This window comes from Actinomadura fulvescens, from assembly GCF_039533225.1.
Classification (GTDB): domain Bacteria; phylum Actinomycetota; class Actinomycetes; order Streptosporangiales; family Streptosporangiaceae; genus Spirillospora; species Spirillospora fulvescens.
Genome location: NZ_BAAATD010000005.1, coordinates 266,155 through 279,314, shown reverse-complemented (window position 1 = coordinate 279,314; position 13,160 = coordinate 266,155). Strand labels below are relative to the sequence as shown.

14 protein-coding genes are annotated in these 13,160 nt (G+C 70.9%); 11 read left to right on the top strand and 3 right to left on the bottom strand.

What is annotated here, in order from left to right:
* Window positions 1-75: 75 nt before the first annotated feature.
* Entirely contained in the window at window positions 76-657 is a 582-nt protein-coding gene (locus tag ABD333_RS20355; protein WP_344543118.1) for a carboxymuconolactone decarboxylase family protein, read from the top strand.
* 13 nt (window positions 658-670) lie between these two features.
* A complete protein-coding gene (locus tag ABD333_RS20350; protein WP_344543117.1) occupies window positions 671-1,570 on the top strand; it encodes an RNA polymerase sigma-70 factor in 900 nt (299 codons plus the stop codon).
* A 31-nt stretch (window positions 1,571-1,601) separates the two neighbouring features.
* Here the strand turns inward: ABD333_RS20350 and ABD333_RS20345 are convergent, their stop codons facing one another.
* Window positions 1,602-2,108, bottom strand: coding sequence for a hypothetical protein (locus ABD333_RS20345; RefSeq protein WP_344543115.1), 507 nt, complete (start codon window positions 2,106-2,108; stop codon window positions 1,602-1,604).
* Between the two features lie 49 nt (window positions 2,109-2,157).
* Here ABD333_RS20345 and ABD333_RS20340 point away from each other — a divergent pair, with 49 nt between their 5' ends.
* Window positions 2,158-3,096, top strand: a complete 939-nt coding sequence (locus ABD333_RS20340) for an HpcH/HpaI aldolase/citrate lyase family protein (RefSeq protein WP_344543114.1) — start codon at window positions 2,158-2,160, stop codon at window positions 3,094-3,096.
* A gap of 73 nt (window positions 3,097-3,169) precedes the next feature.
* Window positions 3,170-4,429, top strand: a complete 1,260-nt coding sequence (locus ABD333_RS20335) for a CPBP family glutamic-type intramembrane protease (protein WP_344543112.1) — start codon at window positions 3,170-3,172, stop codon at window positions 4,427-4,429.
* A gap of 16 nt (window positions 4,430-4,445) precedes the next feature.
* On the opposite strand, the gene ABD333_RS20330 is transcribed toward ABD333_RS20335, so the two are convergent.
* A complete protein-coding gene (locus ABD333_RS20330) occupies window positions 4,446-4,871 on the bottom strand; it encodes an NUDIX hydrolase (protein ID WP_344543110.1) in 426 nt (141 codons plus the stop codon).
* 80 nt (window positions 4,872-4,951) lie between these two features.
* Between ABD333_RS20330 and ABD333_RS20325 the strand changes: the two genes are divergently transcribed.
* The 5 genes from ABD333_RS20325 (at window position 4,952) to ABD333_RS20305 (ending at window position 10,344) form a co-directional block, all read left to right on the top strand.
* A complete protein-coding gene (locus ABD333_RS20325) occupies window positions 4,952-5,605 on the top strand; it encodes a DUF6758 family protein (RefSeq protein ID WP_344543108.1) in 654 nt (217 codons plus the stop codon).
* Window positions 5,606-5,630: 25 nt separating this feature from the next.
* Complete coding sequence (locus ABD333_RS20320; RefSeq protein ID WP_344543107.1) at window positions 5,631-6,485, top strand: PHP domain-containing protein; 855 nt, start codon at window positions 5,631-5,633, stop codon at window positions 6,483-6,485.
* Window positions 6,486-6,495: 10 nt separating this feature from the next.
* Window positions 6,496-7,206: an MBL fold metallo-hydrolase gene (locus ABD333_RS20315; protein WP_344543106.1), complete on the top strand. Its 711-nt coding sequence runs from the start codon at window positions 6,496-6,498 to the stop codon at window positions 7,204-7,206.
* A gap of 65 nt (window positions 7,207-7,271) precedes the next feature.
* A complete protein-coding gene (locus ABD333_RS20310) occupies window positions 7,272-8,168 on the top strand; it encodes a RecB family exonuclease (RefSeq protein ID WP_344543104.1) in 897 nt (298 codons plus the stop codon).
* Window positions 8,169-8,265: 97 nt separating this feature from the next.
* A complete protein-coding gene (locus ABD333_RS20305) occupies window positions 8,266-10,344 on the top strand; it encodes a phosphocholine-specific phospholipase C (RefSeq protein WP_344543103.1) in 2,079 nt (692 codons plus the stop codon).
* A 30-nt stretch (window positions 10,345-10,374) separates the two neighbouring features.
* On the opposite strand, the gene ABD333_RS20300 is transcribed toward ABD333_RS20305, so the two are convergent.
* The gene (locus ABD333_RS20300; protein ID WP_344543101.1) at window positions 10,375-11,055 is read right to left on the bottom strand and encodes a glycerophosphodiester phosphodiesterase; all 681 of its coding nucleotides are present in this window, start codon (window positions 11,053-11,055) and stop codon (window positions 10,375-10,377) included.
* Between the two features lie 151 nt (window positions 11,056-11,206).
* Here ABD333_RS20300 and ABD333_RS20295 point away from each other — a divergent pair, with 151 nt between their 5' ends.
* Both ABD333_RS20295 and ABD333_RS20290 read left to right on the top strand, forming a co-directional pair.
* Complete coding sequence (locus ABD333_RS20295) at window positions 11,207-12,088, top strand: alpha/beta fold hydrolase (protein ID WP_344543099.1); 882 nt, start codon at window positions 11,207-11,209, stop codon at window positions 12,086-12,088.
* Between the two features lie 111 nt (window positions 12,089-12,199).
* Entirely contained in the window at window positions 12,200-13,108 is a 909-nt protein-coding gene (locus ABD333_RS20290; RefSeq protein ID WP_344543097.1) for an oxygenase MpaB family protein, read from the top strand.
* The last annotated feature ends 52 nt before the right edge of the window (window positions 13,109-13,160 follow it).

Here is a 13,160-nt window from a genome sequence, read left to right as displayed (position 1 = left end):
CGCGCCACCCCGTCCTAGGGGGCGACCTGAAGAGAGCCGGCCCGCGCCGGGCCGTAGCCGAAGGGAAGGCCGCCCATGGCCCGCATCTCGCTGGATCCGCCGAGGACGCCCGCCTACCGTCTCGCCGCGTGGTTCACCCGCAGGAAGTTCGGCAAGGAGCTCGACCCCGGTCGCGCGATGGGCCACCACCTCGGGGTGTCGACGGCGTACGTGACGTTCGAGGCGCAGGTGCTGCGCTGGAAGGCGCTGCCGCACCGGCTCAAGGACCTGGCCTGCATGGCGGCCTCGGTCCGCATCGGCTGCTCGTGGTGCGTGGACTACGCCACCTGGGAGTCGAACATGCACGGGATGCCGCTGGAGAAGATCGAGGCGGTGCCGCACTGGCGCGACAGCGACCTGTTCGCCGACGACGAGCGCCTGGTCCTGGAGTACGCGGAGGCCATGACCGCGGACCCGCCCGAGGTGACCGACGAGCTGACCGAGGCGCTGCGCCGGTACCTGACCGAGAAGCAGCTGGTGGAGCTGACGATGATCGTGGCGCTGGAGAACCTGCGGTCGCGGTTCAACGCGGCGGCGGGCCTGACGGGCCAGGGCTTCAAGGACCGGTGCGAGATCCCTTCGGACCCGGGTGCCGCCGCGTCCCGGCATGACGCATGAGAGAGTTCTGAACGTGGGCGATGACGCGAACGAGGTGTTCCAGGAGTACCGGAATCTGCTGTTCGCCGTCGCCTACCGGATGCTCGGCACGGCCGCGGACGCCGAGGACACGGTCCAGGACTCCTGGCTCAGATGGTCCGGCGCCGACCGTTCGGGCGTGGCCGACCCCAGGGCCTACCTCGTCCGGATCACGACCAACGTCGCGCTGGACCGGCTGCGGTCGGCCCAGGCGCAGCGCGAGACCTACGTCGGGCCGTGGCTGCCCGAGCCGATGCTGACCTCGCCGGACGTCGCCGAGGACGTGGAGCTGGCCGAGTCGGTGTCGATGGCGATGCTGGTCGTGCTGGAGACCCTGAGCCCGCTCGAACGGGCCGCGTTCGTGCTCAAGGAGGTCTTCGGCTTCCCGTTCGCGGAGATCGCCGAGGCGCTGGGCCGGTCGGAGGCCTCCGTCCGGCAGCTCAGCACGCGCGCCCGCAAGCACGTCGAGGCACGGCGGCCGCGGTTCGAGGCCGATCCCCGGGAGCGGCTCAAGGCGACCGAACGGTTCCTGGAGGCCACCATGGGCGGCGACATCAACCGGCTCATGGAGATCCTCGCGCCCGACGTCGCGCTGTGGACCGACGGCGGCGGCAAGGTCAGGGCCGCCCTGCGGACGATCCACGGGGCGGACAAGGTCGCGCGCTGGCTCGCCGCGGTCAGCCGCCAGTCCTACGCGGGCGTCGAGGTCAGGGACATGCGCATGCGGACCGTCCGGCTGAACGGGGAGCCCGCCTTGATCATCGACGGGCCCGCGGGACCGATCACCACGCTCTCGGTGGACATCGACGACCACGGCAGGGTCGGAGCCATCCATCTGGTGGCCAACCCCGACAAGCTCAAGGCGATCACCGAGGGCCACCGGCTGCCCCTCTAGCGCGTCCTCGCCCTCCGGCGAGCGCGCGGTGTCAGCGGTCGACCTTGCGCTTCTTGCCGCCGAACATCCTGGGCGGCGGTCCGGCGGTCGTCGCCGGGGTCGGAACGGGCCGCACGTCGGCGTAGTCGCCGGAGTAGCCGCCGGGCGCCTCGGTGATCTCGTCCGTCGGCGTGAGCCTGATGATGTACGACTCGGTCGCCCACCGTTCGAGCTGGCCCTCGTGGCTCGGCGCGTTCAGCCGTTCCTTGGCCATCAGCGGCGCGACGTTGTCCCACAGTTCGGAACCGGGCTCCACCGGCTCGCACGCCGCGACGAACGCGACGAGCCTGCCGCCCTTGTCCTTGCTGCGCAGGGTCACGTGGATCCGGTCGGCCTCCGGCAGCCCGGGCAGCGGCTGCTCGCCCTCGCCGCCGGTCAGCACGTACGCCGCGCCCTCGTGCCACACGTGCCAGGCGGCGCGCGGCTGCGCGAGCCCCGGCAACGCGAGCCACAGCAAGCCCGACTTCTTGGCCGCCTCCTCAACCAGCGCATCACCCATGGCGCCAGCGTCTCACAACGGCGGGTGGCGCGCTGGATAGCATCCGGCCATGCGATCGCGACGCACCACGCTGGCAGTCCCGGGCAGCAACCCGCGCTTCATCGAGAAGGCGCAGGGGCTGGCGGCCGACGAGTTCTTCCTCGACCTGGAGGACGCGGTCGCGCCCGCCGCGAAGGAGGAGGCCCGCAAGAACGTGGTCGCGGCCCTCAACGAGGGCGACTGGACGGGCAAGGTCCGCGTCGTCCGGGTCAACGACCTGGAGACCGCGTGGACGTACCGGGACGTGATCGAGGTCGTGGAGGGCGCGGGAGCCAACCTCGACTGCCTGATGCTGCCGAAGGTGCAGGACGCCTCCCACGTGCGGTGGCTCGACCGGCTGCTCACGCAGATCGAACGGGCGATGGGCCACGAGGTCGGCCGCATCGGCATCGAGGCCCAGATCGAGGACGCGCGGGGGATGGTCAACATCGACGCCATCGCGGCCTCCTCGCCGCGGCTGGAGACGCTCGTCTTCGGCCCGGGCGACTTCATGGCCTCGATCAACATGAAGACCCTGGTCGTGGGCGAGCAGCCGCCCGGCTACACCGAGGGTGACGCCTACCACTACATCCTCATGCGGATTCTGATGGCCGCCCGCGCCCACGATCTGCAGGCGATCGACGGGCCGTACTTCAACGTGCGCGACGTGGAGGCGTTCCGCCGCGTGGCGCGGCGTTCGGCGGCCCTGGGCTTCGACGGCAAGTGGGTGCTGCACCCGTCGCAGGTCGAGGCGGGCAACGAGGTCTTCTCCCCGGCGCAGGACGACTACGACCACGCCGAGCTCATCCTGGACGCGTACGAGTACGCCACGACCGTCGAGCGCCGCGGCGCCGCCATGCTCGGCGACGAGATGATCGACGAGGCGTCCCGGAAGATGGCCCTGGTCATCGCCGCCAAGGGCCGCGCGGCCGGGCTGGAACGCACGAAGACCTTCGAGCCACCGGCCTAGTTAGTCCGGTTCGGGCCTTTTGCCACGTACGATTCTTTGCAGGTGCTGGAGGGGTTCTACGAGGAGGTCGCGCGTGTCAGACCCGGCGGACGTCAACGGCTGGGCGCCGCCGGACCCTGGGGCGTCCAGCTCGTACGACCAGGCCCAGCCCTACGCGACGCCGCACGACCAAGCCCAGCCCTACGCGACGCCGTACGACCAGGCCCAGCCCTACGCGATACCCCACGATCACGCTCAGCCGTACGCGATGCCGTACGACCAAGCCCAGCCGTACGCAGCGCCGTATGGCGGGCCTGTCCCTCCGGGGTACGGCCCGCAGGTCAAGCAGCCATGGGCCGTCCCCGCGCCCGCCGGGGTGAAATACCACCAGCTCGCCCGGAACGAGAGGCACCGCTGGTGGCGGCCTCTGGTCGGCTCGCTGCTGATCGTGGTCGGCGCCGTGGCGGCGATGCTCGGACTGATGATCATCGGGGTGATCGTCTACTCGGTGGTCAACGGCGGGGTGTACGAGCCCGAGGGCGACGGGTTCTTCGGCGACGACACGGCCGACCTGGCGTTCCAGCTCGGCCCGCTCGCCATCCTGCTGCCGCTGGTGCCGCTGGCCGCCTTCTGGGTGCAGCGCCGCCGTCCCGGGACCGTCTCGTCCGTCGCGGGCAGGCTGCGCTGGAAGTGGCTGCTGGGATGTTGCGGCGTGGCCGTCCTCTTCACCTTCGTCTCGTTCGCCTTCTCGTGGGCGGCGTCCCTCGTCGTGACGGACCCGAACCCCGCCAAGGAGCCGGAGACGTGGGTCGGCTGGGAGGACTTCCTGCTGCCGGCCGTGATCATCATCCTGCTGGTGCCGTTCCAGGCGGCGGCCGAGGAGTACGTCTTCCGCGGCTGGCTGCTCCAGGCCATCGGCTCCTGGACGCTGGAGACCCGCACCGGCAAGGTCGGCCGCGCGTTCAGCACGGTGTTCCGCACGCCGTGGCCGGGCATCGTGATCGGCGCGGCGCTGTTCACGTCGGGGCACGGCTACACCAGCTGGGGAGTCCTGGACGTCTTCCTGTTCGGTGTGATCGCGGGCTGGCTGGTCGTGCGCACCGGCGGCCTGGAGGCGTCGATCGCCGTCCACGTCTTCAACAACCTGATCGCGTTCCTGCTGCCGGCCGCCATCGGCAAGCTCGACATCGAGCAGGGCTCGGTGCCGTGGCAGTACGTCGTGGCCGATGTGGCGCCGATGCTGCTCTACGCCGCGGTCATCGTCTGGATGCTCCGCCGGTTCAAGGTGCGGACCGTCACCGCGAGCCCGGCCGAGGACACCCCGGCGCTCACTCCCGAAGCGGTAGGACGCTGACCGACACCTACGGGCGCTAGATGACGCCCCAGCCCCTGAGGGCGTCGAGGAGCCCGGGGACGGTCGGGAGCGAGTGCAGTTCGGCGGGCGTGACCCAGCGCGCGTCGGCCGCGTCGTCACCCGCGCGGAGCGCCGCACCGGCCGCCGCACCGGCCGCCGCACCGGCCGACGTCCCGGCCGGTGTCGCGGCATAGTCGTGGATCTCGTACGTGACGCCGCCCGGTCCGGGCCTGTCCACGGTGCCGACCAGCGGTCCGACGGACACCTCCAGGCCCGTCTCCTCCCTGAGCTCGCGGGCGACCGCGGCGGCGTCGGACTCGCCCGGCTCGACACGTCCCCCGGGCACCGTCCAGAGCCCCTCGCCCGGCGGGGTGCCACGGCGCACGAGCAGCAGGCGGCCGGTCCCGTCGTGGACGATCCCACCTACGCAACGCACCCGCATACGCTGATTTTGTCCCCTCTTTACCCTATCTACCAGCAAGAACTTGACGTGGCGAATTCTGCCACGCACGCTTGGTACTCATGAGGGCGGAGCCCACCTGCCCGCGCTGTGGCGGACGACTGCGCGCGCCGAGTCTCTGGTCGAGTGACTGGAGTTGCGGCGTGCACGGTGTCGTCCTGCCCCGCCAGCCGGCCAAGAGGCCAGGCCAGGAAGGGCTCGCCGCCGTACTCCGCGACACCAGGGTCCCGGTCTGGACGCCTTGGCCGCTGCCCCTGGGCTGGCTCGTCACCGGCTTCGTGACCGTGGGCGACGAGCGGTCCGGGGTACGCGCCGCCGCGGTCGCGCTGTCCGGCCCGGGGCTGCTGTCCGGCCCGGCCGACATGATCCTGGTCGCCGAGGAGCCGGGCATCGGGCTCGGCGCCTACTACGCCGGGTTGATGAACGGCCCGGATCCGGGCTCGGGCTTCGACGAGGGACCGCCGCACGCCAAGCTGGAGGTGAGCGGGCCTACCGCGACCTGCGGCCATTCCGTGCCGATGTGGTCGGTGCCGTCGAGCGAGCCCGATCGGGCGGTGTACGTCGGTGAGGCGCTGGCCAACTGGCTGTGGGCGGTGCTGTGGCCCGCGGACGCCGGCGTGCTCATGCTGGAGCGTCCGCACCTGCTCGATCTGCGGGAGCCGGGGATGAACCTCGACCTGCCGTTCGGGGCCTACAGCCCACACCTGGACGACTGATCTCGCACCGGGTAGGAACGACGGCATGCGGATCGACCTGCACTGTCACAGCGACGTCTCCGACGGCACCCGTTCCCCCGCCGAGGTCATGCGGCGCGCACGGCAGGCGGGCCTTGACGTCGTGGCGCTCACCGACCACGACACGGTGGCGGGATGGCGCGAGGCGGCCGAGACCGCGGCGGCCCTTCCCGGTGGGCCGGAGTTCGTACCCGGGATAGAGCTTTCCTGCAAGAAGAACGGTGACAGCCTCCATCTCCTGGGTTACCTCTTCGACCCTGAGCAACCGGAACTGGCCGCCGAGCTGGCCCGCATCCGCGACGACCGTGTGATCCGCGCCCGGCGGATGGTGAAACGGCTGCGTGAGCTGGGCGTCGACGTCACCTGGGACCAGGTCAGGGCACTGGCCGGAGGCGAGTCCGTCGGCAGGCCCCACATCGCCGGCGCGATGGTCGCCGCGGGCGCCGTCCGGGCGATCGACGACGCGTTCACCCCGGACTGGATCGCCCCCGGCGGCCGTGCCCATGTGGACAGGTACGCGCTGGATCCCGTCCGCGCCGTCCGGCTGCTGAACGGGGCGGGCGGCGTCAGCGTGCTGGCCCATCCGAGGGCGCGCAAACGCGGATATGTCTTCGGCGGCGAAGTGATCGAGGAGCTTGCCGCCGCGGGGCTCGGAGGCGTCGAGGCCGACCATCCCGACCACGCGCCCGCCGACCGCGCGCGGCTGCGTGACCTGGCCGGAGACCTCGGCCTCGTGGTGACCGGGGGCAGCGACGACCACGGCGCGCTGACCGGCGACCGGCTCGGCCGGGAGACGACCGTTCCCGCCGCCTATCGGACGATGATCTCCGAGCGGCTCCCCGCCGACCCGCGCTCGCGGTAGGGTGCGGAACGTGGACGCGCGCATCGAGACCGTGGTGACGTCGGGGAAGACGACCCTGGACGACACCGAGTACGACGTCGAGAACAACACCTACATCGTCGGCGACGACGACGGGGTCATCGTGATCGACCCGGGCTTCGACTCCGAGGCCATCCTCAAGGAGGTCGGCGACCGCGAGGTCATGGCCGTCATCTGCACCGACGGCAACGAGCACCACCTGATGGCGGCGCTCGAAACGGCCGCCGCGGGCGAGGAGGACGAGGAGTTCTGGGCGCCGGTCGCGCTGCACCGCGCCGATCGCCTGCTCTGGCGTGACTACTTCGGCCGCCTCGCCAAGGACGAGGAGGACGAGGAGGACGCCAAGGCACTGCGGTCCCTCGAACCGGACATCTGGCTGGAGGACGGCGGCATCTTCGAGATCGGCGGTGCCCAGCTGGAGATCATGCACACCCCGGGCAACACCCCGGGCAGTGTCTGCGTCATCAGCGAGCAGCTGGGCGTGCTGTTCTCCGGCGACACCCTGCACCGCGGCCGTCCCGGTTCGATCGGCGGCGCCTACGAGGACCTGCGCAAGCAGCTCAACTCGATCGGCGCCATGCTCACCCCGCTGCCCAAGGACCTGCGCGTCCTGCCGGCACAGGGCGAGGAGACCACGGTCGGAGACGAGGACGCCCGCTGGGAGAGCTGGGGCGCGCTCGCCACCGAACGCGACGCGGACTGAGCCCTCCAGGACCGGACCCTCCAGGACCGGGCCCTCCAGACGTACACCGACGTTCGGGGACCGACGTGACCGCCGAGCAACTCGGCTTCGAAGGCATGCCGCGACGGCTCTACACCTGCACGCCCTCGCGGCTGAACACCTGGCTCGACTGCCCCCGGCGCTACCGGATGACCTATCTGGACCGTCCCGCGCCGCCCAAGGGCCCGCCGTGGGCCCACAACAGCGTGGGCGCCAGCGTGCACAACGCCCTGGCGGCCTGGTGGCGTCTCCCGGAGGGCGAGCGGACCCCGGAGATGGCAGGGACGCTCCTTGTCCGGGGCTGGCTCACTGACGGGTTCCGCGACCCCGCCCAGGCGGCCGAGTGGCGGGAGCGTGCCCGCGAGATGGCCGAACGGTACGCCGCGGGCCTCGACCCCGCCGACGAGCCGATCGGCGTCGAACGCACGGTCGCCACCCGGACGGACCGGATCGCGGTGTCGGGCCGCATCGACCGGCTCGACGTCCGGGGCTCCGAACTCGTGGTGGTCGACTACAAGACGGGCCGCCACATCCTGACCTCCGACGACGCCCGCGGCTCCCTCGCTCTGGCGATCTACGCCGTGGCGGCGTCCCGTGTCCTGCGCCGTCCCTGCCATCGGGTGGAGCTGCATCACCTGCCCACCGGCGACGTCGTCGTCTGGGAGCACACCGAGGAGTCGCTCCAGCGCCACATCCGCCGTGCCGAGCAGATCGCCGCCGAGGCGGCCGCTGCGGACGAGGCATATAAGACCCGCCTCAGCCAGGTTCCACGGCCTCGCCCCGGCGACGGCGTACCCGTCGACCACGCTCCGTACGACGAGGTCTTCCCACCCAGGCCGGGCAATCTGTGTGGCTGGTGCGACTACGCCCGCCACTGCCCGGAGGGCCAGAAGGCGGCCCCGCGCAAGGAGTCGTGGGCCGCCCTCCCGGTCGAGACCACCTGAGCTCCCACCCGGCGAGAGTGAATCGCTTTCACGTTCGTTACCGGAGGGACGGATGATCGCCGTCGTCCCTTAACCGGCCCGGTCGACTGTTCTCGGCATGAGCACAGGTCAAGGTCCCTCACGCCGTACGTTCCTCGCCTCCAGCGCCGGTGTCGCCGGCGGCGCCGCCATCGCAACGATGTTGCCGCCCTCGGTGCACGAGGCGCTGGCAAGACCCGTCCGTCCCGGCGGGCTCAAGGCGATCAAGCATGTCGTCCTGCTGATGCAGGAGAACCGGTCGTTCGACCACTACTACGGCGCCCTGCGCGGCGTCCGGGGCTTCGGCGACCGCAACGCGATCACGCTGCCGAACGGGAAATCGGTCTTCGAGCAGCCGCACGGCACCGGCTCCGTGCTGCCGTTCCCCCTGCGCGCCGCCGCCGAGCTGGCCAAGAAGGACCTGCAGTGGCTGGGCTCGCTGCCGCACGGCTGGTCCGACGGGCACGCGGCACGGGCGAACGGCTGGAACAGCGGCTGGATCCCGGCCAAGACCCCGGCGACCATGGCCTACCTGGAGCGCCGCGACATCCCGCTCCAGTACGAGCTGGCCGACCTGTTCACCATCTGCGACGCCTATCACTGCTCGGTGCCTACCTCGACCAGCCCGAACCGCAACTACTTCGTCTCGGGCCACACCGGTTACGAGCCGGGCAGCAGCACCAAGCGCGCGATCGACAACGCCGCGTACAGCGAGGACTCCCACGCGGGCTACACCTGGTCCACGTACGCGCAGGAACTGGAGAAGGCCGGGGTTTCCTGGAAGGTCTACCAGGAGTGGGACAACTACCAGGACAACAACCTGGAGTTCTTCGCCACGTTCAAGCAGATCGCCCGCAAGGCGCTGCAGGGCGATTTCAAGAGCATGGACAGCTTCTACTCCGCGTTCCGGCGGGCGGACGAGACCAAGCGCAAGCAGCTGCAGGCGCGGCTGGACGAGGGTGTCGCCAAGCTGACGGCGGCTGAGCGCAGCCTGTACGAGCGCGGGCTGCGCCGCGTTCCGTCCGGTGGGCTGGCCGCGGACCTCCGTGCCGACATCAAGGCGGGGACGCTGCCCGCGGTGTCGTATCTGGTGCCGTCGGCGGCCGACTCCGAGCACCCGAGCGCGTCGTCGCCGATCCAGAGTGCCCGGATCACCTACGACATCCTCGACGCGATCGCCTCCGACCCCGAGACGTGGGCGACGACCGCGCTGTTCATCACCTATGACGAGTACGACGGGCTCTTCGATCACGTGCCGCCGCCGGTGCCGCCGGAGAGCGTGACCGACGAGTACTACAACGGGAATCCGATCGGCCTCGGCTTCCGCGTCCCGATGACGATCGTGTCGCCGTGGACGGTCGGCGGCTACGTGTGCTCCCAGGTCTTCGACCATTCGTCGATAACCCAGTTCATGGAGCGGTGGCTCGGGGTCAAGGCGCCCGACATGAGTGACTGGCGGCGTACGGTGGCGGGTGACCTCACGTCGGCGTTCGACTTCTCGCGGGCGGGCCGGCGGCCTTCGGTCCAGCGACCCGGCGCGGTGCCCGCGTTCACCGGACGCTGGAAGCCCGTACCACCCGCCGACCAGAAGATGCCGCCGCCCGAGCCGGGCACCCGGCCCGCGCGCCCGCTGCCTTACCAGCCGGAGGCCGCCCTCCGCGTCGTCAAGGGGGCACTGCGGCTGTCGCTGACCAACACCGGCTCGGACAGCGTGCACTTCGCGCTCTACCCGTACGCGGGCGAGCTGCCCAAGCCGCGGCACTTCGACGTCGCGCGCAAGGTCGAGGAGGAGATCAAGGTGAGCGGCTCCTACGACCTCGTTCTCACCGGCCCGAACGGCTTCCGCCGCGAGTTCGCCGGGGACGTGCGTCCGGGCGGCGGCGCCGAGGTCGCGTCCGCGCCGCAGGCGAACGGCGGTCGCGACCTGTGGATCATCCTGGAGAACACGGGCGACGAGGAGGTCACGTTCACCCTCACGACCCTCGCCTACGCCGAGGGCGACCGCCGCGTGAAGGTCAGGCCCGGCAGGCGGCGCAAGGTGCACTGGAACACCGATCACGGCTGGTACGACGTCGAGATCACGGCCTCCGGCGAGCCCGCGTTCCGGCGCCGCCTGATGGGCCATGTCGAGAACGGGCGTCCCAGCGTCTCGGGCTGACCGCCGCGTTCCGGGCCGGGCGATCTCTGGTCAGGCCCTGGCTCTGAGCGCCAGGGCCTGCCGGGGGTGGTCGGTGATCAGCACGGCCACCCTCGCGTCGCCCAGGAAGCGGCGCATCAGCGGCTCGGCGTTCACCGTCCAGACCATGGCGGGGAATCCGGCGCGGGCGCACTGGGCCAGCACCCCGATCCTGGCCAGCCGGAAGTTGAGGGCGACCATGTCGGCGCCGCTCTGCCTGATCCGGCGGGCCGGTGCGAGATCGCGCACCACGCCGTACTCCCACCAGCCGCGCCCGATCGACAGGGCGGTGGTGACCTCGGGACGCGCCTTCTTGATCATGCTGATCGAGTCCGCGTCCCTCGTGGTGACGACGAAGTCGTCCGGGCCGAACGCCGCCAGCGCGAGGTCGACCATCTCGGCCTCGCAGCCGCGTTCCTTGAGGTCGAGATGCGCCTTGGCGCCGCCCGCCGCGATGATCTCCAGGGCCTCGGACACCCGCGGCACCGGCCGTCCGGCGAGGCCGGCGAGCCGTTCGTACGGGAGGCGGCTCAGCCGCTGCCCGCCCACGTCGGGATCGTGGTGGACGACCAGCTCGCCGTCACCGGTACGGCGGACGTCGATCTCGACGTACTCGGCGCCGGACGCCACCGCCTCGTGGAGGCCGGCACGCCCGGCCTCGTCCCGGCGGTGCGCGGAGATCGCCGTCACCATCAGGCCCTCACCATGATCGCGACGCTACCACCAAAGAATCTTTACCGGTGTCCGTGCCTGCATATTTAGTACGCTGGCCCCCTGTGAGCAAGCCCCGGTTCCTGATCTCGTCCGATTCCCCGGCAGCGACCAGCGAGGGGGCCGGGTGACGATGAGCACCCCCCGGTTCCTCAAGCTGCCCGCCGGCGTGCGCCGGACCTTCGTCGAGACCTCGCGCGGCGCGTTCGCCGCGCTTGAGGCGTTGCCCGGCTCCGGCGTGGTCGAACGGTGTCCCGCCTTGCTCGTCCCGGGCTTCACGGGCAGCAAAGAGGACTTCATCGCGGTGCTGGAGACGCTCGCGCGTGCGGGCCGCCGCGTCGTGGCCGTCGACATGCGCGGGCAGTACGAGAGCAAGGGTTCGCCGGACGACCCCGCCGCCTACACGCGGGCGGCGCTGGGCGAGGACATCGCCGCGCTGGCCGAGGCCCTCGGTCCCGAGCCCGTGCACGTCGTCGGCCATTCGTTCGGCGGCCTGGTCACCCGCGAGCCGGTGATCTCGGGGCTCCTCCGTCCCGTCTCGTACACGCTGATGAGCTCGGGACCCGGGGCCCTCACCGGCCGGGCCGCCGCCAACGCCAAGGCGCTGCGAGAGGCCATTCCCGAGCTGGGCATGGCCCGGATCTGGGAGGTTCACCTGGCCCCTGACATGGTGGCCCGCAGCGTCCCCGAGGAGATCGTCACCTTCCTGAAGGCCCGCGCGCTGGGCAGTTGCCCGCACGGACTGGTCTGCATGGCGGGAGAGCTGCTCTCCGCTCCCGACCGCGTCGACGAGCTGGCCAAGGCCGCCGAGGACGCGGACGTGCCGATCCTGGTGCTGTACGGGGAGGACGACGACGTCTGGGATCCCCGCGTGCAGGCCACCATGGCCGAACGGCTCGGCGCCGCCAGGGTCGTGATTCCCAGTGCGGCCCATTCGCCCGCGGTGGAGGCGCCCGAGACCACCGCGAGCGCCCTCACCGCCTTCTGGAACCAGGCCGACCGCCACATCTTCTGATCAGACGCCAGGTCCGGCCGTACGTGATCGTGGTCACGTACGGCCGGGGCTGCGCGGCTCGCAATGTAATGACACACTTACTGAAGTTTGTCTCACACTGCGAGGTGGAGAATGTCGGCGACCGTTGCGCCACCCGAGAGCGTCACCTGGCGCGTCCACATCGACCGGTCCATGTGGATCGGCGGAGTCCGCGGCCTGATGCTCCAGGCCCTGCACCCGATGGCGATGTGGGGCGTCTGGCAGAACTCCAACTTCCAGGAGGACCCGTTCGGGCGCCTGCAGCGCACCGCCGACTTCGTGGGCATGGCCACGTTCGGCAGCCACGAGGAGATCGAGGAGCTGGCCGCCAAGGTCCGCGGCATCCACCGGAGCCTGCGCATCCTCAACCACGACACCGGCAAGAAGGAACGCCTCGACCAGCCCGAGCTGCTGCTCTGGGTGCACTGCGCCGAGGTCTACTCCTACCTGGAGGTCGCCCGCAGGTCCGGCCTGCCGCTGACCGACGCGATGGCCGACCGTTACCTGGACGAGCAGCGCCACACCGCCACGTACGTGGGCCTGCACGCCGAGGACGTGCCGGGGAGCGTGGCGGAGATGGAGGACTACTTCGCCTCCATGCGCCCGCGGCTGCGCGTCACGGAGGAGGCCGCGGCCACGGTGAAGTTCCTGATGTGGCCCACCCTGCCGGAGAACCTGAGGTTCCTGGCGCCGGGCAAGCCCGGCTACTTCCCGTTCGGCGCGCTCTGCTACTACTCGCTGCCGGACTGGGCGCGCCAGATGTACGGTTCGCTGTCGGAAATCCCGCAGCCCGCCGTGACCGCCGCGCTCAAGTCGTTCCGTACGGCGCTGAACACCGTTCCAGAGCGCCTGCACGACTACGCCTTCATGAAGCCCACCCGCGACATGCTGGAGCGTGCACGGCAGCGTCTGGCCGCCGAAGGCTACGACCTGGGCAAGGGCCTCTACGGGCTCCGTGACCCTCGCCGCTGGCCCGACCAGCGCCGTCTCGTCGCCGCCTGAGGCCTCGCGGAACCCTCCGTAAAAACGAAACAACTGCAAGATCACGGCTTCG